General features: G+C 61.6%; 23 protein-coding genes. 12 read left to right on the top strand and 11 right to left on the bottom strand.

Going from position 1 to position 22,262, the window contains the following annotated elements:
• Positions 1 to 113 precede the first annotated feature (113 nt).
• The gene (locus PSH78_RS06540) at positions 114 to 419 is read right to left on the bottom strand and encodes a DUF2288 domain-containing protein (RefSeq protein ID WP_305499239.1); all 306 of its coding nucleotides are present in this window, start codon (positions 417 to 419) and stop codon (positions 114 to 116) included.
• A gap of 30 nt (positions 420 to 449) precedes the next feature.
• Between PSH78_RS06540 and PSH78_RS06535 the strand changes: the two genes are divergently transcribed.
• From PSH78_RS06535 to PSH78_RS06510, 6 genes are all read left to right on the top strand, one after another.
• Positions 450 to 698 carry a hypothetical protein gene (locus tag PSH78_RS06535; RefSeq protein WP_305499238.1) on the top strand — a complete coding sequence of 83 codons (249 nt, stop codon included), beginning with the start codon at positions 450 to 452 and terminating at the stop codon, positions 696 to 698.
• A 60-nt stretch (positions 699 to 758) separates the two neighbouring features.
• On the top strand, positions 759 to 1,886 hold the full coding sequence (locus PSH78_RS06530; RefSeq protein WP_305499237.1) for a branched-chain amino acid ABC transporter substrate-binding protein: 1,128 nt from the start codon (positions 759 to 761) through the stop codon (positions 1,884 to 1,886).
• A 230-nt stretch (positions 1,887 to 2,116) separates the two neighbouring features.
• Positions 2,117 to 3,040, top strand: a complete 924-nt coding sequence (gene livH, locus PSH78_RS06525) for a high-affinity branched-chain amino acid ABC transporter permease LivH (RefSeq protein WP_014336891.1) — start codon at positions 2,117 to 2,119, stop codon at positions 3,038 to 3,040.
• Entirely contained in the window at positions 3,037 to 4,293 is a 1,257-nt protein-coding gene (locus tag PSH78_RS06520; protein ID WP_305499236.1) for a high-affinity branched-chain amino acid ABC transporter permease LivM, read from the top strand. Before livH ends, PSH78_RS06520 begins: the two co-directional genes overlap by 4 nt.
• Positions 4,290 to 5,057, top strand: coding sequence for a high-affinity branched-chain amino acid ABC transporter ATP-binding protein LivG (gene livG, locus PSH78_RS06515; RefSeq protein ID WP_060738896.1), 768 nt, complete (start codon positions 4,290 to 4,292; stop codon positions 5,055 to 5,057). Before PSH78_RS06520 ends, livG begins: the two co-directional genes overlap by 4 nt.
• On the top strand, positions 5,058 to 5,759 hold the full coding sequence (locus PSH78_RS06510; RefSeq protein ID WP_186613630.1) for an ABC transporter ATP-binding protein: 702 nt from the start codon (positions 5,058 to 5,060) through the stop codon (positions 5,757 to 5,759).
• A 164-nt stretch (positions 5,760 to 5,923) separates the two neighbouring features.
• On the opposite strand, the gene PSH78_RS06505 is transcribed toward PSH78_RS06510, so the two are convergent.
• Positions 5,924 to 6,832: a LysR family transcriptional regulator gene (locus PSH78_RS06505; RefSeq protein WP_305499234.1), complete on the bottom strand. Its 909-nt coding sequence runs from the start codon at positions 6,830 to 6,832 to the stop codon at positions 5,924 to 5,926.
• A 104-nt stretch (positions 6,833 to 6,936) separates the two neighbouring features.
• Here PSH78_RS06505 and PSH78_RS06500 point away from each other — a divergent pair, with 104 nt between their 5' ends.
• From PSH78_RS06500 to PSH78_RS06490, 3 genes are all read left to right on the top strand, one after another.
• Entirely contained in the window at positions 6,937 to 7,536 is a 600-nt protein-coding gene (locus PSH78_RS06500; protein WP_305499232.1) for a short chain dehydrogenase, read from the top strand.
• A 59-nt stretch (positions 7,537 to 7,595) separates the two neighbouring features.
• The gene (locus PSH78_RS06495) at positions 7,596 to 8,270 is read left to right on the top strand and encodes a COG3650 family protein (protein ID WP_305501190.1); all 675 of its coding nucleotides are present in this window, start codon (positions 7,596 to 7,598) and stop codon (positions 8,268 to 8,270) included.
• 110 nt (positions 8,271 to 8,380) lie between these two features.
• Positions 8,381 to 9,994: an NAD(P)/FAD-dependent oxidoreductase gene (locus PSH78_RS06490; protein WP_305499231.1), complete on the top strand. Its 1,614-nt coding sequence runs from the start codon at positions 8,381 to 8,383 to the stop codon at positions 9,992 to 9,994.
• Positions 9,995 to 10,115: 121 nt separating this feature from the next.
• Here PSH78_RS06490 and PSH78_RS06485 read toward each other — a convergent pair whose 3' ends face one another.
• Entirely contained in the window at positions 10,116 to 11,210 is a 1,095-nt protein-coding gene (locus PSH78_RS06485; protein WP_305499230.1) for a PLP-dependent cysteine synthase family protein, read from the bottom strand.
• Between the two features lie 267 nt (positions 11,211 to 11,477).
• Between PSH78_RS06485 and nhaA the strand changes: the two genes are divergently transcribed.
• Entirely contained in the window at positions 11,478 to 12,665 is a 1,188-nt protein-coding gene (gene nhaA, locus PSH78_RS06480) for a Na+/H+ antiporter NhaA (RefSeq protein WP_305499228.1), read from the top strand.
• A gap of 627 nt (positions 12,666 to 13,292) precedes the next feature.
• Here nhaA and PSH78_RS06475 read toward each other — a convergent pair.
• A complete protein-coding gene (locus PSH78_RS06475) occupies positions 13,293 to 13,757 on the bottom strand; it encodes a glycine zipper 2TM domain-containing protein (RefSeq protein WP_003184697.1) in 465 nt (154 codons plus the stop codon).
• 172 nt (positions 13,758 to 13,929) lie between these two features.
• Between PSH78_RS06475 and PSH78_RS06470 the strand changes: the two genes are divergently transcribed.
• Positions 13,930 to 14,214, top strand: coding sequence for a hypothetical protein (locus tag PSH78_RS06470; protein WP_305499226.1), 285 nt, complete (start codon positions 13,930 to 13,932; stop codon positions 14,212 to 14,214).
• On the opposite strand, the gene pdxH is transcribed toward PSH78_RS06470, so the two are convergent.
• The 4 genes from pdxH to dinG form a co-directional block, all read right to left on the bottom strand.
• Positions 14,162 to 14,809 carry a pyridoxamine 5'-phosphate oxidase gene (pdxH, locus tag PSH78_RS06465; protein ID WP_305499225.1) on the bottom strand — a complete coding sequence of 216 codons (648 nt, stop codon included), beginning with the start codon at positions 14,807 to 14,809 and terminating at the stop codon, positions 14,162 to 14,164. The genes PSH78_RS06470 and pdxH overlap by 53 nt on opposite strands.
• A 24-nt stretch (positions 14,810 to 14,833) precedes the next feature.
• Positions 14,834 to 15,952, bottom strand: coding sequence for an OmpA family protein (locus PSH78_RS06460; protein WP_305499223.1), 1,119 nt, complete (start codon positions 15,950 to 15,952; stop codon positions 14,834 to 14,836).
• Positions 15,953 to 16,071: 119 nt separating this feature from the next.
• On the bottom strand, positions 16,072 to 17,217 hold the full coding sequence (locus PSH78_RS06455) for a serine hydrolase domain-containing protein (protein ID WP_305499221.1): 1,146 nt from the start codon (positions 17,215 to 17,217) through the stop codon (positions 16,072 to 16,074).
• A gap of 279 nt (positions 17,218 to 17,496) precedes the next feature.
• Positions 17,497 to 19,641 carry an ATP-dependent DNA helicase DinG gene (gene dinG, locus PSH78_RS06450; RefSeq protein ID WP_305499220.1) on the bottom strand — a complete coding sequence of 715 codons (2,145 nt, stop codon included), beginning with the start codon at positions 19,639 to 19,641 and terminating at the stop codon, positions 17,497 to 17,499.
• 99 nt (positions 19,642 to 19,740) lie between these two features.
• On the opposite strand from dinG, the gene PSH78_RS06445 reads away from it, so the two are divergent.
• Positions 19,741 to 20,205 carry a DUF2269 family protein gene (locus tag PSH78_RS06445; protein WP_305499219.1) on the top strand — a complete coding sequence of 155 codons (465 nt, stop codon included), beginning with the start codon at positions 19,741 to 19,743 and terminating at the stop codon, positions 20,203 to 20,205.
• A 126-nt stretch (positions 20,206 to 20,331) separates the two neighbouring features.
• On the opposite strand, the gene PSH78_RS06440 is transcribed toward PSH78_RS06445, so the two are convergent.
• From PSH78_RS06440 to PSH78_RS06430, 3 genes are all read right to left on the bottom strand, one after another.
• Positions 20,332 to 21,090 (bottom strand): collagen-like protein, encoded by a 759-nt coding sequence (locus PSH78_RS06440; protein WP_305499218.1) that lies wholly within the window; start codon positions 21,088 to 21,090, stop codon positions 20,332 to 20,334.
• Complete coding sequence (locus tag PSH78_RS06435; protein ID WP_305499216.1) at positions 21,083 to 21,355, bottom strand: DUF1145 domain-containing protein; 273 nt, start codon at positions 21,353 to 21,355, stop codon at positions 21,083 to 21,085. Before PSH78_RS06435 ends, PSH78_RS06440 begins: the two co-directional genes overlap by 8 nt.
• A gap of 145 nt (positions 21,356 to 21,500) precedes the next feature.
• Positions 21,501 to 22,226 (bottom strand): OmpA family protein, encoded by a 726-nt coding sequence (locus PSH78_RS06430; RefSeq protein WP_305499214.1) that lies wholly within the window; start codon positions 22,224 to 22,226, stop codon positions 21,501 to 21,503.
• Positions 22,227 to 22,262 lie beyond the last annotated feature (36 nt).

Here is a 22,262-nt window from a genome sequence, read left to right as displayed (position 1 = left end):
CGTTACGTATACGTCACCCTGCCCTGTGGCGTTTCGCCACGGCAGGTTGTCATCACGCTACTCACCTACACACTTTGCGAGATGTCAAAACACGGACCAACTTGGTGCATCGATCAATTCGACGCCCTTTCCTGGATCATTATCCACGGCGAAACCACCACGGCCCACAGCAGCGGATCACGCTCGAGAAAATCCAGCGCCCGCGATTCAGACAGCTTGGCGAGCTGCCCGCCGGCCAGCCAGGCGGCGACTTTGGTACCTTCGTCCTCGGCAATGGCCTCGGCTGCGGCGATCAGATCCAGTGCCGGATCGACCCACAATAGGGCACCCTTGGCAAAGAACGGTTCCAGCTCCTTCCAGGTAATGGATGCGGTTTCACCGAGCAATTTGGCATAGAGGGTGCTAGGTTCTTGATTCATGGGAGCTGTCCGGAAAAGAAATCGGCGCGAATGATAACGTCGGTGGTCTGGCAGAAAAACCCGGTTGCAATTGCAGCACCGATTGAAAAGCGCAGGAAAGCCAAGGATTGCCGATTTGACCGGACCAACCCCGCCGCCAATCTGTCTTTTTCTTTCAATAAAGCGACACCCCCAGGTTTTGCCCCCAAGCGCCAGCTTCCCTTGCCAACAATCGGCGCTCTACACTGTACCGGTACAGTTGCCAGGGGCATTTTCCGCGTGGGTATCCAAGATATCTGACCCGGTTCTGCTGCTACGGCGCCAGGACTATAAAAACTACAACAGCATGAGTGGAGCACTATGACTAAGGCTACTAAGCAGATTTCCAAACTGTTTGCCGCTATGGTTCTGGCCGGGGTTGCCAGCCATTCGTTCGCCGCCGACACCATCAAGATCGGCATCGCCGGCCCGAAAACCGGCCCTGTAGCCCAATACGGCGACATGCAGTTCAGTGGCGCAAAAATGGCCATCGAACAGATCAACGCCAAGGGCGGCGTCGACGGCAAGCAACTCGAAGCCGTTGAATACGATGACGCCTGTGATCCGAAACAAGCGGTCGCGGTCGCGAACAAGGTCGTCAACGACGGCATCAAGTTCGTGGTCGGCCACCTGTGCTCCAGCTCCACCCAGCCGGCTTCGGACATCTACGAAGACGAAGGCGTGATCATGATCACCCCGGCTGCCACCAGCCCGGACATCACCACGCGCGGCTACAAGATGATCTTCCGCACCATCGGCCTGGACAGCGCCCAAGGTCCGGCAGCGGGCAACTACATCGCCGACCAAGTCAAGCCGAAAATCGTTGCGGTCCTGCACGACAAGCAGCAGTACGGTGAAGGCATCGCCAGCGCCGTGAAGAAAACCCTCGAAGGCAAAGGCGTGAAAGTGGCCGTCTTCGAAGGCGTGAACGCCGGCGACAAAGACTTCTCCTCGATGATCGCCAAGCTCAAGCAAGCCAACGTCGACTTCGTCTACTACGGCGGCTACCACCCGGAGCTGGGCCTGATCCTGCGTCAATCCCAGGAAAAAGGCCTGAAGGCCAAGTTCATGGGTCCGGAAGGCGTGGGTAACGACTCGATCTCGCAAATCGCCAAGGAATCCTCCGAAGGCCTGCTGGTGACCCTGCCGAAATCGTTCGACCAGGATCCGGCCAACGTCGCCCTGGCTGACGCGTTCAAGGCCAAGAAAGAAGACCCGAGCGGTCCGTTCGTATTCCCGTCCTACTCCGCAGTGACCGTGATCGCCGACGCGATCAAGGCTGCCAAGAGCGAAGACGCAGGCAAAGTGGCTGAAGCCATCCACGCCGGCACCTTCAAGACACCTACCGGTGACTTGAGCTTCGACAAGAACGGCGACCTGAAAGACTTCAAGTTCGTGGTTTACGAGTGGCATTTCGGCAAACCTAAAACCGAAGCTTCGCCTCAGTAAGGCCTGGCCTGACTGACTGCCAATAAAGCCCACGGCGTGCCGTGGGCTTTGTTTTAAATGTATTGGGCCGCGCTGGCGTGATCCGCCAGTCTCCCCACCTGAAAATCTCAAAACCGTCATCAGCGGTTCGCTGGCAAACCTCGAGTTCGAAGTGGATGCAGATCCACGGGGCCCGGGCGGGAAAATGACTCCACCAGTGAAATGCGTATCAGGTTTTTAGGAGCGCTGTAATGCCTGACATCTATCACTTCTTCCAGCAGCTGGTTAACGGCCTGACCGTTGGCAGCACGTATGCCCTGATCGCCATCGGCTATACGATGGTCTACGGCATCATTGGAATGATCAACTTCGCCCACGGCGAGGTGTACATGATCGGCTCCTACGTGGCGTTCATCGCCATCGCCGGGCTGGCCATGATGGGACTCGACAGTGTCCCGCTGTTGATGACCGCGGCTTTCATCGCGAGCATCGTGGTTACCAGTTCCTATGGTTACAGCATCGAACGGATCGCCTACCGCCCGCTGCGCGGCAGCAACCGTCTGATCCCGCTGATTTCCGCCATCGGTATGTCGATCTTCCTGCAGAACACGGTACTGCTTTCGCAAGACTCCAAGGACAAATCCATTCCCAACCTGATTCCGGGCAACTTCGCCATCGGGCCAGGCGGGGCACATGAAGTGCTGATTTCCTACATGCAAATCGTGGTGTTCGTGGTGACCCTGGTCGCCATGCTCGGCCTTACGCTGTTCATCTCCCGTTCCCGCCTGGGCCGCGCCTGCCGCGCCTGCGCCGAGGACATCAAGATGGCCAACCTGCTGGGCATCAACACCAACAACATCATCGCCCTGACCTTCGTCATCGGTGCGGCCCTGGCGGCCATCGCCGCGGTGCTGTTGAGCATGCAATACGGTGTGATCAACCCCAACGCCGGTTTCCTCGTGGGCCTGAAAGCCTTTACCGCCGCGGTGCTCGGCGGCATCGGCAGCATCCCCGGCGCGATGCTCGGCGGATTGGTGCTGGGCGTGGCGGAAGCCTTTGGCGCCGACATCTTCGGCGACCAGTACAAGGACGTCGTGGCGTTCGGCTTGTTGGTTCTGGTTCTGTTATTCCGGCCGACCGGCATCCTGGGCCGTCCGGAGGTTGAGAAAGTATGACTAGGCATCTCAAATCGGCGCTCTTCAGCGCCCTGCTGGTCTGGGCCGTGGCCTACCCGGTACTCGGTCTCAAACTGACCATCGTTGGTATCAACCTGGAAGTGCACGGCACCAGCCCGGCCATCCTGGCGACCATCGCCGTGTGTTCCGTCCTGATGTTCCTGCGGGTGCTGTTCAGCACGCAGATCAGTGCGGCGTGGAAGGCGTCGCCCGACGTGCCGGTGATCCCGGCCAAGGCCAGCAACTTCCTGACCCTGCCGTCGACCCAGCGCTGGATCGTGCTGGGCCTGATCGTCGTGGCCCTGGTATGGCCGTTCTTCGGCTCTCGCGGCGCGGTCGACATCGCCACGCTGATCCTGATCTACGTGATGCTCGGCCTCGGCCTGAACATCGTCGTGGGCCTGGCCGGGCTGCTGGACCTGGGTTATGTCGGCTTCTACGCCGTCGGGGCCTACAGCTACGCGCTGCTGTCGCACTACTTCGGCCTGAGCTTCTGGATCTGCCTGCCGATCGCCGGGATGATGGCCGCCACCTTCGGTTTCCTGCTGGGGTTCCCGGTCCTGCGCTTGCGCGGTGACTACCTGGCGATCGTGACCCTGGGTTTTGGCGAGATCATCCGCCTGTTCCTGCGCAACCTGACCGACATCACCGGCGGCCCGAACGGCATCAGCAACATCGAGAAGCCGACGTTCTTCGGCCTGACCTTCGAACGTAAAGCCGCCGAAGGCCTGCAGACCTTCCACGAGTATTTCGGTCTGCAATACAATTCGATCAACAAGGTGATCTTCCTTTACCTGGTTGCCCTGCTGCTGGCCCTGGCCGCGTTGTTCGTCATCAACCGCCTGCTGCGCATGCCGATCGGCCGTGCGTGGGAAGCCTTGCGCGAAGACGAAATCGCCTGCCGTGCGCTGGGTCTCAACCCGACCGTGATCAAGCTGTCGGCCTTTACCCTGGGTGCTGCGTTCGCTGGTTTCGCCGGTAGCTTCTTCGCCGCTCGCCAAGGCCTGGTGACGCCCGAATCCTTCACCTTCATCGAGTCGGCGATCATCCTCGCCATCGTCGTGCTGGGCGGGATGGGCTCGCAGTTGGGTGTGATCCTGGCGGCGATCGTGATGATCCTGCTGCCCGAAATGATGCGTGAATTCAGCGAATACCGCATGTTGATGTTCGGCGCCTTGATGGTGCTGATGATGATCTGGCGTCCTCAAGGTCTGCTGCCTATGCAACGCCCGCACATGGAGCTGCGCAAATGAGCCGTGAGATCCTGAAAGTCGAAAATCTGAGCATGCGCTTCGGTGGTTTGCTGGCGGTCAACGGCGTGGCCCTGACCGTAAAAGAGAAACAAGTGGTTGCCTTGATCGGGCCGAACGGCGCGGGGAAGACTACGGTGTTCAACTGCCTGACCGGTTTCTACCAGCCTACCGGCGGCACCATCCTGCTGGACGGCGAGCCGATCCAGGGCCTGCCCGGTCACCACATTGCCCGCAAGGGCGTGGTGCGGACCTTCCAGAACGTGCGGCTGTTCAAGGACATGACGGCGGTCGAGAACCTGCTGATCGCCCAGCATCGTCACCTGAACACCAACTTCTTTGCCGGCCTGTTCAAGACCCCGGCGTTCCGCAAGAGCGAACGCGAGGCCATGGAGTACGCCGAGTACTGGCTGGACAAGGTCAACCTCACCGAGTTCGCCAACCGTACCGCCGGGACGCTGGCCTACGGTCAGCAACGGCGCCTGGAAATCGCCCGCTGCATGATGACCCGCCCGCGGATCCTCATGCTCGACGAACCGGCCGCCGGCCTCAACCCCAAGGAAACCGAAGACCTCAAGGCGCTGATCGGCGTGCTGCGTGAGGAGCACAACGTGACCGTGCTGCTGATCGAGCACGACATGAAGCTGGTCATGAGCATTTCCGACCACATCGTCGTGATCAACCAGGGCACGCCCCTGGCCGACGGTACGCCGGAACAGATCCGCGACAATCCTGAAGTGATCAAAGCCTACCTGGGGGAAGCGTAAATGCTGCAGTTCGAAAACGTTTCCACCTTCTACGGCAAGATCCAGGCGCTGCACAGCGTCAACGTCGAGGTCCGCCAGGGCGAAATCGTCACGCTGATCGGTGCCAACGGTGCCGGCAAGTCCACCCTGCTGATGACACTCTGCGGTTCGCCGCAGGCCCACAGCGGCAGCATCCGCTACATGGGTGAGGAGCTGGTGGGCCAGGACTCGGCGCAGATCATGCGCAAGAGCATCGCCGTGGTACCTGAAGGCCGTCGGGTATTTGCCCGACTGACCGTGGAAGAAAACCTCGCCATGGGCGGTTTTTTTACCGACAAGGGCGACTTTCAGGAACAGATGGACAAGGTGCTGCACCTTTTCCCACGCCTGAAAGAGCGTTTTACCCAGCGCGGCGGCACCATGTCCGGCGGCGAACAGCAGATGCTCGCCATCGGTCGTGCCCTGATGAGCAAGCCCAAGCTGTTGCTGCTCGACGAGCCGTCGCTGGGCCTGGCGCCGATCATCATCCAGCAGATCTTCGACATCATCGAACAACTTCGCAAGGATGGCGTGACGGTGTTCCTGGTGGAGCAGAATGCCAACCAGGCGCTGAAGATCGCTGACCGGGCGTACGTGCTGGAAAACGGTCGCGTGGTGATGCAAGGCACCGGTGAAGCACTGCTGACCGACCCGAAAGTGCGCGAGGCGTACCTGGGCGGTTGAGTCTGTCGGAATAAAAAAACGGCCTTCGGGCCGTTTTTTTTCATCTAGATGCGCACGCCCCCGTGGCGAGGGAGCTTGCTCCCGCTGGGCCGTGTAGCGGCCCCAAAAAATCTGTGAGCGCTACGCACTCAAGCGGGAGCAAGCTCCCTCGCCACAGGGACCGACTACAACCGATCCAACGCCTCCCCGCTGCGCTTGAACCATTCAATCAGATAATCGGCTAGCACCTGCGTACGCTTGGGCAATCCGCCCTGATAGGGATGCACCAGGTACATCGGCATGCGACGGGTCTGAAAGTCGCGCAGCAACCAGCGCAGGCGGCCGTCGGCCAGTTCCTGGTCAAGCAGATACGACGGCAGACGGGCGATTCCAGCGCCGGCCAGGGCGGCTTTTTTCAACAGGCTGTAATGGTTGCTGGCAAACGGACCGGACACCCGCACCCGCAGCAACTCGTGTTGCTGGTGGTACAACCACTCCTCACGACCGCTGTAGTGACTGTTGAGCAGGCATTTGTGCTCCGCCAGGGCCTGGGGAACCGTGGGCTCACCGAAGCGCTCCAGATAGGCCGGACTGGCGCAAGTCAGCTCATGCCAGGCCAGCAGCGGGCGAGCCACCAACCGCTCGTCGATCGCCGCATCCGAACGGATCGCCAGATCAAACCCATCGCGCGATAAATCGCGGTAACCGTTATTGAGCTCCAGCTCGATCTGCACGTCGGGGTAGGCGTGAGCGAACTCCGTCAGCAGGCCTTCGAAAAAGGTTTCGCCCAACGAAACCGGCACCGTCATCCGCACCGGCCCGGAAATATCGCCCTTCAAGCGGGCCAATGCCTGACGCGCCCTTTCCACCTGCACCAACAAGGCCTGGGCCTGGGGTAACAGCGCCGCGCCCGCCGCCGTCAGGCTCAGGCGTCGCGTCGTGCGCTGGAGCAGGATCACTGAAAACCGCTCCTCCAGCAGGCTGATGCGCTTGGACAGCTGCCCCTTGCTGCATCCCAACCGCTGCGCCGCCAGGGTAAAACTCCCGGCCTCGACCAGCACGGCAAAGGCTGCCAGATCATCGATCTCGCTCATTGGATTGTTTCCAAATGAAAACCAAAGGTTTCCTATTAGCACGCTTATCCCCAGGAAAATCCACTCTAGACTGCAACCTCGTCCACCCCCTTGAGGATCAGTCCATGAAAATCCTGTTGATCGGCGCCAACGGAACCATCGGTTCGGCCATCGATAACGAGTTGTCGCCCCGTCATGAAATCGTTCGTATCGGCCGCCACAGCGGTGACGTGCAAGTGGATATCAGCGACAGCGCCTCGATCCGCGCCCTGTTCGAAAAAACCGGCCGCTTCGATGCTTTGGTTTGTGCAGCGGGCAACGTCACTTTCGCGCCGCTGGGCGACATGACCGAAGAAAGCTTCGCCCTCGGTTTGAAAGACAAGCTGATGGGCCAGGTCAATCTGGTGTTGATCGGCCGCGAATTCGCCAATGACGGCGCATCCTTTACCCTCACCACCGGCGTACTCAGCCACGACCCGATCAAGAGCGGCGCCTCGGCGGCCCTGGTGAACGGCGCCCTCGACAGTTTTGTACGCGCTGCGGCAATCGAGCTGCCCCGGGGCCTCAGGCTCAACTCGGTAAGCCCGAACGTATTGCTGGAAGCGATGGACAAATATGCGCCGTACTTCCGCGGCTACAAGCCGGTTCCCGCGGCTGAAGTGGCATTGGCCTACGCCAAGAGCGTCGAAGGCCTGCAAACCGGGCAGACTTTTCACGTCGGCTGACCCCTTGTGATGAAGGATCAGTCTGAGTAACGTGGCGGCACTTGTCTGGAGACCCAATGATGCGTGCCGCCCGTTCCCTGTTGTGTATTACCCTGCTTCCGTTTTTCGCCGGCTGCCAGTTGCTCGACGCCCCGCGCCAGAGCGCCTCCCATGCCGGCCAGACGCGCATCCAGGGCGAACTCACGGCGGCCGATGGCAAGCTGGTGTTCCAGCCGTGCCAGGAACAGCGCCGCTACATCGTCAACGACACCGGCGGCACCAGCGTGCTGCAACAAGCCGCCACCCTGGCGGATGATCGCGGTAAACTCTTTGCCGATTTGCGCGGGCGTATCGTTTCCAGCGCGACGGCCGGCACCGACAGCCAGTTGGACGTCGAGCAGCTGTATCGGCTGGAGCGCTCCGGGACCGCTTGCGACGACATTGACTTCAAGCGGGTGATTCTGCGGGCAGCGGGGCATGCCCCTGAATGGACGCTGAAGGCCAGCGGCAAGGGCCTGGTCCTGGATCGCGAAGGCCAGCCGCCGCTGGCGGTGCCTTACGTCGAGGAGCAGTTGGGCGATGGCCGCTTCAACCTCGGCACCGAGGCCAACGGCCAGAAGGTCGAGTTGTGGGTCACGCCGCAACGCTGCGTCGACAGCACCAGTGGCAGCGTGCAGCACATGAGCGCCGAGTTGCGGGTCAACGGTCAGGTCCAGCGCGGTTGCGCCTACTTCGGTGGCGCGCGCGACGACTGATTCGACGCATGGCGGGTTTTAGCCTCACGGAAAACCGGGATTGCGGCTTATAATCGCCGGTTTGAAGAACGCCTTGGCGCAGTTGTGCGCCCCGCGAACCGGACCCCGTCATGTTACGAATCACCGAACTCAAGCTGCCGATCGACCATCCCGAAGAAGACTTGCGCCCTGCCATCGTGCAGCGGCTGGGCATCGCCAGCGATGACCTGCTCGACTTCACCCTGTTCAAGCGCAGCTACGACGCCCGCAAGAAATCCTCCGAGCTGTGCTTCATCTACACCATCGACCTGTCGGTACGCGATGAAGCCGGTGTGCTGCGCAAGTTCGCCGATGACCGTAATGTCAACGAAGCGCCGGACATCAGCTACAAGGTGGTTGGCCAGGCACCGGCGGATTTGAGCGAGCGGCCGATCGTGGTCGGCTTCGGGCCGTGCGGCATCTTCGCCGCCATGTTGCTCGCGCAGATGGGTTTCAAGCCAATCATCCTCGAGCGTGGCCCGGAAGTACGCCAGCGCACCAAGGACACCTGGGGCCTGTGGCGTAAAAGCGTGCTCAACCCCGAGTCCAACGTGCAGTTCGGCGAAGGCGGCGCGGGGACGTTCTCCGACGGCAAGCTCTACAGCCAGATCAAGGATCCGAAATTCCTTGGGCGCAAGGTCCTGCATGAGTTCGTCAAGGCCGGGGCCCCCGAAGAAATCCTCTATGTCAGCAAGCCGCACATCGGTACGTTCCGTCTGACCGGCGTCGTCGAAAACATGCGTGAGCAGATTCGCGCCTTGGGCGGTGAAGTGCGCTTCGGCGAACGAGTTACCGACGTTTTGATCGAGGACGGCCAACTGGTTGGCGTCGAGCTGGCCAGCGGTGAGCAGATCCGTTCGAAACACGTGATCCTCGCCCTGGGCCATAGCGCCCGGGATACCTTCCGCATGCTCCACAGCCGTGGCGTATACATGGAAGCCAAGCCGTTCTCGGTGGGTTTCCGTATCGAACACCCGCAATCGCTGATCGACAGCGCACGCCTGGGCAAGTACGCCGGCCACCCGAAACTCGGCGCCGCCGACTACAAACTGGTGCACCACGCGAAGAATGGTCGCTCGGTGTACAGCTTCTGCATGTGCCCGGGCGGCACCGTGGTGGCGGCGACCTCCGAGCCGAACCGCGTCGTCACCAATGGCATGAGCCAATACTCGCGCAACGAGCGCAACGCCAACTCCGGCATCGTCGTCGGCATCACGCCGGAAGTGGATTACCCGGGTGGCCCGCTGGCGGGCATCGAGTTGCAGGAACGCCTGGAGTCCCACGCCTTCGTGCTCGGTGGCAGCAACTATGAAGCCCCCGCGCAACTGGTGGGTGATTTCATTGCCGGCAAGCCGTCCACGGCGCTGGGCAGCGTCGAACCGTCCTACAAACCTGGGGTTGCCCTGGGCGACCTGGCCTTGGCCCTGCCGGATTTCGCCATCGAGGCCATCCGCGAAGCGCTGCCGGCGTTCGAAAAACAGATCCGTGGTTATTCGCTGCATGATGCGGTGCTCACCGGCATCGAGACTCGCACCTCATCGCCGCTGCGCATCACCCGCAATGAAACGCTGCAGAGCTTGAATGTGAAAGGCCTGTTCCCGGCTGGCGAAGGTGCCGGTTATGCCGGCGGGATCTTGTCGGCGGGCGTGGACGGGATCCGGATCGCCGAAGCGGTGGCGCGGGATATTCTTGGCTTGAACGACTGATATCTGTTCCCTGTAGGAGCGAGCCTGCTCGCGAAAGCGATGAATCATTCAGCATTTGTGTTGAATGTTAATCCGCTTTTGCGAGCAGGCTCGCTCCCACAGGGCTCCCGGAGTTTTCCAGTCAGATATTGGCCCGCAACACGGTTTCAGGCAGCGCTTCCCCGCGCTCCGCGCATGCCGCCACCGCATCGATCAATGGCTCCAACTCATACCCCTGGGCCTTGAGCCACGCCGGATCATAATAAGTCGTGGCATAACGCTCCCCGCCATCACACAGAATCGCCACGATCGCCCCCGACTCACCGCCTTCCACCATTCGCTTCGCGGCGATCAGCGCACCGATCAAGTTGGTGCCGCTGGATCCGCCGACCCGCCGTCCCAGTCGCTGGGCCAGGTAGTGCATGGCCGCGAGGGACAGGGCGTCCGGCACCTTGACCATCGCATCGATCACCTTGGGCAGGAACGAGGCTTCGACCCGTGGCCGGCCGATCCCTTCGATCCGCGACCCGCAATCCAGGCGCAGGCTGGCATCACCGCTGCGGTAGTAGTCGAAAAATACCGAACGCTCGGCGTCGGCACACAGCACACGGGTACTGTGCTGGCGGTAGCGTACGTAGCGGCCCAAGGTGGCCGTTGTACCGCCCGTGCCGGGGCTGGAGATCAGCCAGGTGGGCTCCGGATGCCGCTCGAAGCGCATCTGCTGGAAAATCGACTCGGCAATGTTGTTGTTCGCCCGCCAGTCCGTGGCCCGCTCGGCGTAGGTGAACTGGTCGATGAAGTGCCCGTCATGCTCGCGGGCCAGGCGTTCGGATTCGGCGTAGATCTGCGTAGGGTCATCCACCAGATGGCTCTGGCCGCCATAGAAGGCGATCTGGGCGATTTTTTCCCGGGAGGTAGTGGCAGGCATCACCGCGATGAAAGGCAGGCCCAGCAACCGCGCAAAATACGCCTCGGAAATCGCCGTCGAGCCGCTGGAGGCCTCGATCACCGGTGCTCCGGGCTTGAGCCAGCCATTGCACAACGCATACAGGAACAGCGAGCGGGCGAGTCGGTGCTTGAGGCTCCCCGTGGGATGGCTGGACTCATCCTTGAAATACAACTCAATGCCCGGCAGTCCGGCCAGCGGCAATGGGATCAGATGCGTATCGGCACTGCGTTGGAAATCCGCCTCGATGATACGGATGGCTTCACGCGCCCATTGGCGGGGATCGTTCATGGTGTTTTCTCGCAGGACCGGGAGGACTTTCAGACAGACCGATGGCCGTGGGCACGATCTGGTTCAGGAAATACGAGACACCAGCTTAGGAAAAAACCGACATCCCGCACAGGTACAGCTAAGGTCCAATGTGCCCGGCAACTGCCAGAATGCCCGGCGCAGGCGCTGTAACGACATATAACAAAAAAGAATATAACTTTTGTTTTAACAACAAACAGTACGGGTTAGGGTGTGCCATCTTTTTGATTTGATGAATGGAGAGCAACCTTGGCTCTACGTAACTCACTGACGCGGTTTTTCCAGCTGGAAGCTGCCAGCGGCCTGCTCTTGATTGCCGCCGCCGTGCTGGCCCTGGTCATCAACAACTCTCCGCTGTCCTGGCTGTATGGCGGCCTGCTGGACACGCCCGTGGTCGTCCAGGTCGGTGCGTTGAAGATCGCCAAGCCTTTGTTGCTGTGGATCAATGACGGCCTGATGGCACTGTTCTTCCTGCTTATTGGCCTGGAGGTCAAACGCGAGGTGCTCGACGGGCAACTGTCGAAACCTTCGCAGATCGTCCTGCCGGGGGCCGCGGCAATCGGCGGCATGCTGGTGCCGGCGCTGATCTACTGGTTTCTCAATCGCGACAACCCCGCCGCGCTCGCTGGCTGGGCGATTCCTACGGCTACCGATATTGCCTTTGCCCTCGGCGTGCTGGCCTTGCTTGGCAAGCGTGTACCGGTGTCGCTCAAGCTGTTCCTGATGACACTGGCGATCATTGATGACCTGGGCGCCATCGTCATCATCGCGATGTTCTACTCCGGCGAGCTGTCGACCCTGTCGTTGGGGCTGGCCGCGGCCTGCATCGCAGCCCTGGTGGCAATGAACCGGCTGGGCGTGGTCAAGCTCGGGCCGTACATGGTGGTCGGCTTGATTCTCTGGGTCTGTGTGCTCAAGAGCGGCGTGCATGCCACGCTGGCGGGGGTGACGCTGGCATTCTGCATCCCACTGCGCACGAGAAACGCTGAAACCTCCCCCCTGCTGACGCTTGAGCATGCGCTGCACCCTTGGGTGGCCTACATTATCTTGCCGCTGTTCGCATTCGCCAACGCTGGCCTTTCGCTGAGCGGCGTCACGGTCGAGAGCTTTACCCATCATGTTCCGATGGGCATCGCAATCGGCCTGTTGCTGGGCAAGACTGTCGGCGTGTTCAGCCTGACCTGGCTGGCGGTGAAAATCGGCATCGCCAGCCTGCCTGCCGGGGCCAATTGGGGGCAGATACTGGGTGTGGCGATTCTTTGTGGCATTGGTTTTACCATGAGCCTGTTCGTCGGCTCCCTGGCGTTCGTGCCGGAGGTGAGTGAGTATGCGGGGATGGATCGGATGGGGATTCTCACCGGGTCGATCCTGGCGGCGCTGATTGGGTATGGGGTGACGGCGATGGCTAGTCGCAGGTCTGCTGTGGGGGCTTCGTGATGGTGTGTATATCCGTTGCCGCGGTGACGGCTGCTTGTGGTTTCGCTTTTACAGCGACTCACTTTCGAAGAGCGCGAAAGTAAGCAAAGCGCTTTTGCCCCACCACTCGGCACCTCGCCTGGGCTCGGTGTGCCCTCACTCCGGCATTGCTCCGTGGGCCCGCCGCGAAGGGCCGTCCCTGGCCCAGCGCGGCTATCCCGGCATCCATGCCGGGATGCCCACTGCGCAATGCCTGCGTTCGGCCAGCGTGGTTAACGGGGCGCCGAGATCAAAGTCAAAAGCAGAGCAACAGCAACAGCAACAGCGCAATAAGCGCTTAGCATCTCTGTAGCTGAGCCACCGCTATCGCGAGCAAGCTCGCTCCCACATTGGATTTTTGACAGACGTAAATTCGCGAGCGAGATGGAATCCCTGTGGGAGCGAGCCTGCTCGCGAAGGGGCCAGCCCAGCCAATATATTCATTGGCTGACACACCGCCTTCGCAAGCAAGCCCGCCCCTACCGGGAAAACGCGAACCTATCAAACCAGGTCGGTTTTATACTTTTGCGCTCATCAAAAGTGACCCGCTGTAAGAGCGGAACCTCCGGTAGCCATCACCGCAGCAACGGATATACATACCGATAGCCTTTAGTGCGATACGCGACTCGTACCATCGACAGTCGAAATCCGCACCCGCTCACCTACACGGAACACTTCGTTCTCCTGAACCTGCTGAACATAGGCACGCATGCTGCCGTCATCCTCACGTACAGTGATCTCTACACCCTGGGTACGGGTCAGGCCTTCTTCAGTGGCGGAGCCGATCAGGCCACCGGCCACGGCGCCGATCACGGCTGCCACGATGCTGCCACGACCACCGCCGATAGCGCTGCCGCCAACACCACCGACCACCGCACCGGCTGCGCCGCCGATCGGGGTCTTGGTGCCTTCGATCTTGACCGGGCGCAGGGACTCGATGGTGCCCATGCGAATCGTCTGCACGCGACGCGCTTCGTCACGGGAATAGGAGTCACCGGTCAGGCTTGACTGGCAGCCTGTCAGTAACATCGCCATCGTGGAAAAGGAAGCAACCAGCAAAACAGACTTGCGCATAGCATCAAACTCCAAAAGACAGTGATCCATTAAACTCCCCCGGCTTGATGCCTGTCACGGCCTTGCCGGGGAAAAATTGTTTTCATTCAGGTGGGATACAGGCGCACCCGAAAAATTCACCCAACAGTAGCGCCAATTTCGAAAGTTCGCGTCATCGACCCCGGGATTTTCCATGGATTACTTCATCATAGTCGTCGCCACCGTCGCCGGTCTGTACTTTCACGGATGGCTTTACGTACGTATCAAACGCTGGATGGACCGCGACCTGGCCTTGTCGTTGGCGGGGCAGGATGGACGGAAGCGAGACTACATGCTGCGACAATTGGCCCTCGCTCGCGAACAAGGGATCAAGCGTCGGGACCTGCCGCACTGGCTCCAGACCGCTGCGGCAGGTTACTCCGACGTCAGGGCGCCAGACGCTCGCGAATCCAGTCCGCGCCTTGCAGGCGATAGTTGAGGCGATCGTGCAGGCGGCTCGGGCGGCCTTGCCAGAATTCGATGCGTTCGGGCAACAGGCGATAGCCGCCCCAATGCTCGGGGCAATGGGGTTGGCTGTCGCTGAAGCGTTGCTCGGTGGCCTTGAGCAAGTCTTCCAGCTCATTCCGCCCGGCGATCACTCGGCTCTGGGGTGAGGCCCAGGCACCGAGACGGCTGCCCAGCGGCCGTACCTGGTAATAAGCGTCCGACTCTTGCGGGGTGACCTTCACGACCTTGCCTTCGATGCGCACCTGGCGCTCCAGAGTCGGCCAGAAAAACGTCATGGCCGCGAACGGATTCGCGGCCAGTTGCTGGCCCTTGGCGCTGTCGTAGTTGGTGAAGAACGTGAAGCCCTCGGCATCGAGCCCCTTGAGCAGCAGGATCCGGCAGTGAGGCCTGCCGTCTGCGTCCACCGTCGCCAGGGTCATGGCATTGGCTTCCACCGGTGCCTGTTCGGTTTTCACCGCCTCGGCAAACCATTGATGAAACAACGCAAACGGCTCGGCCGGGGCTTGCGCTTCGGTCAGGCCATCGCGGGTGTAGTCACGGCGCATATCAGCCAGGGTTTGGGTCATGGCGCGTTCCTTGTGGTCAGCCGATCACTGTTTGGCGGTATCGGCGGCAGCGACTTTCTTGCCGTCGGCAGCGGCCTTGGCCGGCTCGGGCTTCTTCGCGGGCGTAGCCTTCTTGGCTGGGGTCTTCTTCGCGGGCGCCTTTGCCACAGCCTTCGCCGGAGCCTTCTTGGCCGCTGCTTTCTTGGCAGCCGGAGCGGCAGCTTTTTTCGTCGCTGGAACCGGGGCCGGTGCGGCGGGTTTCACGTCCTGGGCAGCGACCATGGTCACCGGTGCAGGGGCTGGCATGTTGTACTTGCTCAGCAGTGCAACCATGGTGTTCGCTGGCGTAACCAGCAACTCGACGCGACGGTTCAAGGCCCGGCCTTCAACGCTGTCGTTGGCCGCACGCGGAGCCACCGAGCCCATGCCACGCAGCATCAGGCGATCACGCTGCAAACCGCTGAGACGGAAAATCGCCGCCACCGATTGAGCACGTTCCTGGCTGAGCTTCAGGTTGGCCGGCGCCGCGCCCGACGTATCGGCGTGACCCAGGATCAGCACGGCGGTTTTCGGATCGGCTTCAAGAATCTTGGCGACGCGAGTGAACGGACCGAGTGTCACCGGCAGCAGCATGGCCGGACGATCAGGGTTGAACGAACCGTCCGCGGGAGCGGTAACCACCAGCACGTTATCGCGACGTTCGAGTTCGAGCTTGCTGTCCTTGATCGCCGTACGCAGCTTCGGCTCATAGTCGTCGAGCCAGGCCTGGGTGACTTTCGGGTCGGGCATCGGCACCGCCTTGGCGGTCTCCTGTTCCTTGCCGCCGAATGGCCACCACCATTTGCCGTTGCTTTCGGCTTCGGCCTTGGCAACGGCTGGCGCCTTGGCTTCAGGTTTCAGCGGTTCTTTTTTGGCGACATCATCCGCGGCGGATTCATCCGAAGAGAATGGCCACCACCAGTGCGTGGCCCCCTCGGCCTTGGCCTGCGGTGCCTCGGCGGCGGGTTTCAAAGGAGCCGGTGTCGCCGCATCCTTGCTCGCAACCTTGTCGGACGAGCCGAACGGCCACCAGCCACCGCCGCCCTCGGCATCATTTTGTGGGTTTTGTGCGCAACCGGTAATAGCGAAGCACAGCGCCAGAGCGAGGGTTTTATTCGATGACATTGGATATCCACAAAAATGATCAGGATGAAAAAACAGAGGCCATGTTCCGGCCGCATAAACAGTCGCTTGGAAACCGCAAAGGAGCTGAGGTTCCTGTACCCATTACCGACAACCGCTTTTTACAGACAAGTGGCAAGCACCCGCGCGAGATTCTGCGCGCGCGGGTCCATCAGGACGTAAGGTCCCAACGTGTTGGTCACGAAACCGAACGCAACGTCGTGCTCGGGATCGGCAAAACCGATGGAGCCCCCTGCCCCAGGGTGACCAAACGCCCGCGGCCCGAGGCCGTAGGTCGCGTTGGGCACATCCGCCTGGTCGAGCATGCAACCCAGGCCGAAACGGGTCTGGGTCAATAAAGTCTTGTCCTCGCCGAAGCTGTGCTGGCGGGTCAGTTCGTCGAGCATTTCACCTTCCAGCAGGCTGCCGTCGAGCAGGCCGGCGTAGAACCCGGCGATGCTCCTGGCATTGCCGTGGCCGTTGGCGGCCGGTTGCTGCATGCGGCGCCACTCGGGTTTGTTGGTGCTGGTCATGATCGATGGCGGGTTGGTGAAGGCCCGGGTGGTCATGGCCGAAGGTTCACGCATCGTCACCTGCAACAGGCGCTGTGCTGCCGCATCACCGGCGTTGCCTTTGCCACGGGCGATATGCGCCACGCGATGAAATTCTTCGTCAGCCAAACCGACATGGAAATCCAGCCCCAGCGGTCTGGCGACCCGAGCCACCATGGACTCACCCGGCCCTCGGCCATCGACTCTGCGCAGCAACTCGCCGATCAACCAGCCGTACGTGATCGCGGCATAACCGTGGCCTTCGCCAGGCGTCCACCAAGGCGTTTCAGCCGCCAGGGCATCGGTCATGGCCTGCCAGTCATAAAGTGCTTCAGGCGCCATCAACTCTCTCAGCGCCGGTAGTCCGGCCTGATGGCAGAGCAATTGACGCAGGGTGACGGACTCCTTGCCGGCGGCCGCGAACTCGGGCCAATAGCGAGCGACCGGCGCATCGAGCTGCAGCTTGCCCTCGGCTACCAGTTGCAGGGCAGTCACGGCGGCGAATGTCTTGGTGCAGGAAAACAGATTGGCGATGGTGTCGCTGTGCCAGGCTTCATGACCATCCTTGTCGGCGGTGCCGGCCCAGATGTCGATGACGGTGCGGCCGCCCACCTGAATGCACAACGCCGCGCCGCGTTCCTGGGAATTGTCGAACAGCGCCGCGAACGCTTCACGCACGGCCTCTAACTGAAGCTCGTAATGACCTTGAATTTGCACCCGTAACTCCCTTGGAACAAACGCTTTTTTGTCAATGGCTGGCATTGTTTCAGCGATTGGGGCTTTTGGGAACCGTGTCTGGACGGCTGGTTGATTTCACCACTGAGGCAGCAAATGAATCTGTGGCGAGGGGATTTATCCCCGCTGGGGCGCAGAGCGCCCCCCAAAACAGGCAACCCGATTTTCCAGGCTTACCGAGGCGCCTGGTTTTAAGGGCCGCGTTGCGCCCCAGCGGGGATAAATCCCCTCGCCACAATCAATCTCCTACGCCTGTTGAAGCTAGGAAATCTCCCGCCGAAACGGCGGCAGCGCGTTGAGGATCGCTTTGCCGTAGCGTTGGGTCACCAGCCGGCGATCGAGCAGGGTGATGGTGCCGCGATCTTCCTCGGTACGCAGCAAGCGGCCACAGGCCTGGACCAGCTTCAGCGAGGCATCCGGCACGGAAATCTCCATGAAGGGATTGCCGCCACGGGCCTCGATCCATTCGGCCAAGGCGGCTTCCACCGGATCGTCCGGCACCGAGAAGGGAATCTTGGCGATCACCACGTGTTCGCAATAGGCCCCCGGCAAATCGACGCCTTCGGCAAAACTCGCCAGGCCGAACAGCACGCTGGAATCGCCGCCATCGACCCGGGCCTTGTGCTTGTTCAAGGTTTCCTGCTTCGACAGGTTGCCCTGGATGAACACCTGCTTGCGCCAGTCACGATCGAGGCCGTCAAAGACGTCCTGCATCTGTTTGCGCGAGGAAAACAGCACCAGGGTGCCGCGCGAACCTTCCACCAGCGCAGGCAGCTCACGAATGATCGCCGCAGTGTGAGCCGCAGCATCCCGCGGATCGGCCTTGAGGTCCGGCACCCGCAGCACGCCGGCGTCGGCATGGTGGAAGGGGCTCGGGACCACGGCGGTCACGGCTTTTTTCGGCAGGCCGGCGCGCATGCGGAAACGCTCGAAAGTGCCCAGGGCAGTCAGCGTGGCGGAGGTTACCAGCGCGCCGTAGGCGACGTTCCACAGGTTGCGCCGCAGCATGTCCGCCGCCAGGATCGGGCTGGCATTGACCTCGATGTCAAACAGCGAACCGCTCTCGGCCAGCGTCAGCCAACGCGCCATCGGCGGATTGTCTTCCGGGTCTTCGGTGGTGAACGCGGTCCACAGCTCCCAGTTACCCTGGGAGCGGGACAGCAAGCTGCCGAACAATGGATACCACTCCTCGGCCTGGTTGCTGGCGATGCCGATATTGACCTCGCCATCCATGCCTTCCTTGAGCAGATCGGTCAGGCGCGTGAACAGGTCGGTCAGGCGCGCGAAGCCCTTCTTGAGTTCGATGCCCATCTCGCGCATATGCTCGGGGATCACCCCGCCGACAAACCGATGGCGTGGTCGCTCGCGGCCCTCGACATCTTCGCCAGGCTTGAAGTCGGCCACCTGCTCGCAGGCGGTGAACATGAACTGCTGGTTAGTCTTGATCTCCCGCGCCAGCTCCGGCACCTGCTCGATGAACTTGCCCAGGTCGCCCGGCAACGGATGCTGGGCGAGCAGTTTGGTGAGGTTCTTGGCGGTGGTTTCCAGCCAGTCGGCGGTTGAGCGCAGCCGGGTGTAGTGGGCGAAATGGCCGATGGCCTTGTCCGGCAGGTGATGACCTTCGTCGAACACATAGATCGTGTCGCGCGGGTCCGGCAGCACGGCGCCGCCGCCCAGGGCCAGGTCGGCCAGGACCATATCGTGGTTGGTGACGATCACGTCGACCTTGCCCATGCCTTCGCGAGCCTTGTAGAAAGCGCACTGGCCGAAGTTCGGGCAATGGCGATTGGTGCATTGGCTGTGGTCGGTGGTCAGGCGCGACCAGTCGGCGTCTTCCAGGGCCGTGGACCAGCTGTCGCGGTCGCCGTCCCACTTATTGCCGGCCAGCTTTTCGATCATGCTGGTGAATAGCTTCTGGCTGGCCTCGTCGACCTCGATCCTGAAACCTTCTTCCTCGAACAACTGGGCCGTGGCGGTCTGCGCGTGGCCTTCCTGCAACAGCATGTCGAGTTTGGACAGGCACATGTAGCGCCCACGACCCTTGGCCAGCGCGAAACTGAAGTTCAGCCCGCTGTTGCGCATCAGGTCGGGCAGGTCCTTATAGACGATCTGTTCCTGCAGGGCCACGGTGGCCGTGGCGATCACCAGGCGTTTGCCGGCGGCCTTGGCGGTGGGGATCGCCGCCAGGCTGTAGGCCACGGTCTTGCCGGTACCGGTGCCGGCCTCCACCGCGACAACGGCAGGCTCGCCGCTGCGCCGGCCTTCGTCGTCGGTGTCGATGTCACCCAGGACTTTTGCCACTTCGGCAATCATCAGGCGCTGGCCATATCGCGGCTTGAGGCTCTTGGCTTCGAGAAAACGCGAATAGGCGCCCTGGATCGTGGTTTTGAGTTCGGTGCTGATCATGAATGGTCGGGCGCAAAAAACGCTGGATAAATTTTCAGTGGTTCGGATCGGCGGCTATCATACCCCGCTAATTAATCCTGCGCAGAACGGAGTGACCCAATGACACCCTTTGCCCTCGTCTACACCCTGCATTTGCTGGCGGCCCTGGTCTGGGTTGGCGGTATGTTTTTCGCCTGGATGATCCTGCGACCCGCCGCAATCACGGCGCTTGAGGGCCCTGCCCGGCTCAAGTTGTGGGTAGAAGTGTTTCAGCGTTTTTTCGTCTGGGTCTGGGTGGCCGTGGTGCTTTTGCCGATCAGCGGCGTGGGCCTGATCCACATGCGCTTCGCCGGTTTCGAAACCGCGCCGCGTTACGTGCAGGTAATGATGGGGTTGTATGTGGTGATGGCGGCTTTGTTCATCCGTATCCAGGGCCTGCAACTGCCAGCATTGCGTAACGCTGTGACGGCGCAGGATTGGCCGACGGGTGCGGCGGTGCTGGGGAAGATTCGCAGGCTGGTGGGGATCAATCTGTTGATCGGGTTGCTGGTGGTGGCGATCGGCGCGGCTCGGCCGATGTTCTGAAAATATCATCGAACCCTGTGGGAGCGAGCTTGCTCGCGATGGCGTCGAATCAGTCGCCATCGGCGTGACTGATCGATTGCTTTCGCGAGCAGGCTCGCTCCCACCTCAGCACAGTTTCGAGACGGCCTAGAACCGCTGCACCGTCACCGCACCCGCCGCGCCGGCAGGCCCTGGCTGGCCATCGGCACCGGGACGACCGCTCTTGCCGCCGTCGGCGGTGTAGACCAGGCAGCCCTTGGCCTTGCCTCCCGCGCCAGGCTTGCCGCCAGGCCCGGCCGCGCCACCAGCGCCGCCATCTACCATTACCTTGATCTGTTCGTCGGGATAAGCGCGGGGCAACTCCAGCCGAACCAGCGCGCCGGCCGCGCCCGGCTGACCGTCAGCGCCGTTGCTACCGTCGGCGCCGCGACCGGCCGAACCCCAAGTGCAACCCGGTGCCTGGCCGTTGGCGCCGTCGAGACCCACATAACCTGGCGCGCCGGTACCGCCACGGGCATCCACCGACAACAGCGGCGCGTTCAACGCCTCGAAGCGCAGATTGAGGTTACGCCCCGGGCGCGCCGCCTTGGTATAGGTTCCCGGCGCGCCACGGGCGGTAATCTGGCTGCCTTCGGCCAGTTCGGCCTGGCTGACTTTCATCTCCAGCGCCTGTTGTGCCGGTACGATGGCGATCCTTGCCTCACGTCCCAGGTGCAATTGGCCGATCGACAGCTCAGTGACGTTCGAAGGCACCAGCAGCGTGCCGTAGTCGGCCACGTCCAATCGCTCCAGGGCAAGCGTGCTGGTGGTGTTGGGCAAGCGCATCAACGAGTGGCTTTCCACCTGGACCACTTGAGCGCTGGCCCACGGGCATACGAGTAAGGCGAGCAGACACAGTTTACGCATGGGAGGCCTCTGGCGCGGTCGGGAGGGCTTGCAGGTGAAAGATGCCGAACAGCAGCACCCTGAGGCGATCACGACCAGGAGCGGGACGACCACGAAACCGAGCCCTGAACAACAGAAGTTCGAGCAGATGGATCGCCAGTAACGACACCCCGGCCAGATTGACCAACAGATGCAGCGGATGGACGAACGGCATGACCAGATTGACCAGCACCACCAGCCAGAACAGCAGGGTCAGCAAGCGCCCCAGCCACCAAAACACCTTCATATGCCCCCCGTTCGAGAATTATTCTTTGCGCGCACAGTAACGGCTTGCGCGCAGGATATGCCAGGGGGCCCGGCAAATTTAATCCAGGCCCAGCGGACCGCCTTCCTGGCGATCCGACGGCTCTGGCCCGCTTGGGCGATGATGTTTAACGCTGGATATGCAATTCGACCCGACGGTTCTGGGCCCGCCCCTCATCGGTCTCGTTGTCGGCCACCGGTTGGCTTTCGCCCTTGCCTTCACTCGTGAGTTTTGCCGGGGCCACGCCCTGCGTCAGCAAATACTCCACCACGCTGCCGGCTCGACGTTCCGAGAGGTCCTGGTTATACGCCTCGGTACCGACACTGTCGGTGTGACCCACCACGCGGATACTGGCGACGTTGGCGTGATTCAGTTTTGCCGTCAGCTCGTCGAGCTGGCTTCTGGCCGCGGCGGTGAGGTCGGACTTGTCAAAATCGAACAGCACCTTGCCAGCGTCGTTCAGGGTAATGACTTCGCTGGTGGGCATGTCCGGCTCGGCCGGTGGCGTGCTGGCCGGGTATTGCGGCAGCGGGCAGCCGTGATGTTCGACGGGGGTGTTGGCCGGTGTGTCGGGACAACGGTCGCGACGATCGAATACACCGTCGTCGTCTTCGTCGCCGTCCTGGGCGTAACAGATCAAACCACCGCCCAGCAGCCCCAACGCAGCGCCACCGGCGGCCCAGCCACCGCTTTCGATGGCCCCGAGACCACCGCCGACAAGCCCGCCGATCAAGCTGCAGATCGGCCAGGTACGTTGATTGAGCGAGGCACTGCCATCACTGTGAGTGGCGCAACCGGACAGCAGGCTGCTTGCCAGCAGTACCGGTAAGGCGGCCCTGATTAGAACGTTCATGGTGAATGCTCCTGTGTCACCGGCCCATACCGGTCA

This window comes from Pseudomonas sp. FP198 (assembly GCF_030687895.1).
GTDB lineage: Bacteria > Pseudomonadota > Gammaproteobacteria > Pseudomonadales > Pseudomonadaceae > Aquipseudomonas.
This window is presented reverse-complemented; position numbering and strand designations above follow the sequence as displayed.

Coding starts and splice junctions, on each gene's coding strand:
- pdxH (WP_305499225.1), bottom strand. CDS start 14,809: ATGACCCAAACCCTGGCTGATATGCGCCGTGACTACACCCGCGATGGC.
- PSH78_RS06510 (WP_186613630.1), top strand. CDS start 5,058: ATGCTGCAGTTCGAAAACGTTTCCACCTTCTACGGCAAGATCCAGGCG.
- dinG (WP_305499220.1), bottom strand. CDS start 19,641: ATGATCAGCACCGAACTCAAAACCACGATCCAGGGCGCCTATTCGCGT.
- PSH78_RS06440 (WP_305499218.1), bottom strand. CDS start 21,090: ATGCGTAAACTGTGTCTGCTCGCCTTACTCGTATGCCCGTGGGCCAGC.
- PSH78_RS06470 (WP_305499226.1), top strand. CDS start 13,930: ATGGATTACTTCATCATAGTCGTCGCCACCGTCGCCGGTCTGTACTTT.
- PSH78_RS06445 (WP_305499219.1), top strand. CDS start 19,741: ATGACACCCTTTGCCCTCGTCTACACCCTGCATTTGCTGGCGGCCCTG.
- PSH78_RS06530 (WP_305499237.1), top strand. CDS start 759: ATGACTAAGGCTACTAAGCAGATTTCCAAACTGTTTGCCGCTATGGTT.
- PSH78_RS06505 (WP_305499234.1), bottom strand. CDS start 6,832: ATGAGCGAGATCGATGATCTGGCAGCCTTTGCCGTGCTGGTCGAGGCC.
- PSH78_RS06500 (WP_305499232.1), top strand. CDS start 6,937: ATGAAAATCCTGTTGATCGGCGCCAACGGAACCATCGGTTCGGCCATC.
- PSH78_RS06460 (WP_305499223.1), bottom strand. CDS start 15,952: ATGTCATCGAATAAAACCCTCGCTCTGGCGCTGTGCTTCGCTATTACC.
- PSH78_RS06490 (WP_305499231.1), top strand. CDS start 8,381: ATGTTACGAATCACCGAACTCAAGCTGCCGATCGACCATCCCGAAGAA.
- PSH78_RS06485 (WP_305499230.1), bottom strand. CDS start 11,210: ATGAACGATCCCCGCCAATGGGCGCGTGAAGCCATCCGTATCATCGAG.
- PSH78_RS06475 (WP_003184697.1), bottom strand. CDS start 13,757: ATGCGCAAGTCTGTTTTGCTGGTTGCTTCCTTTTCCACGATGGCGATG.
- livG (WP_060738896.1), top strand. CDS start 4,290: ATGAGCCGTGAGATCCTGAAAGTCGAAAATCTGAGCATGCGCTTCGGT.
- PSH78_RS06520 (WP_305499236.1), top strand. CDS start 3,037: ATGACTAGGCATCTCAAATCGGCGCTCTTCAGCGCCCTGCTGGTCTGG.
- PSH78_RS06535 (WP_305499238.1), top strand. CDS start 450: ATGATAACGTCGGTGGTCTGGCAGAAAAACCCGGTTGCAATTGCAGCA.
- PSH78_RS06435 (WP_305499216.1), bottom strand. CDS start 21,355: ATGAAGGTGTTTTGGTGGCTGGGGCGCTTGCTGACCCTGCTGTTCTGG.
- PSH78_RS06430 (WP_305499214.1), bottom strand. CDS start 22,226: ATGAACGTTCTAATCAGGGCCGCCTTACCGGTACTGCTGGCAAGCAGC.
- PSH78_RS06495 (WP_305501190.1), top strand. CDS start 7,596: ATGCGTGCCGCCCGTTCCCTGTTGTGTATTACCCTGCTTCCGTTTTTC.
- livH (WP_014336891.1), top strand. CDS start 2,117: ATGCCTGACATCTATCACTTCTTCCAGCAGCTGGTTAACGGCCTGACC.
- PSH78_RS06540 (WP_305499239.1), bottom strand. CDS start 419: ATGAATCAAGAACCTAGCACCCTCTATGCCAAATTGCTCGGTGAAACC.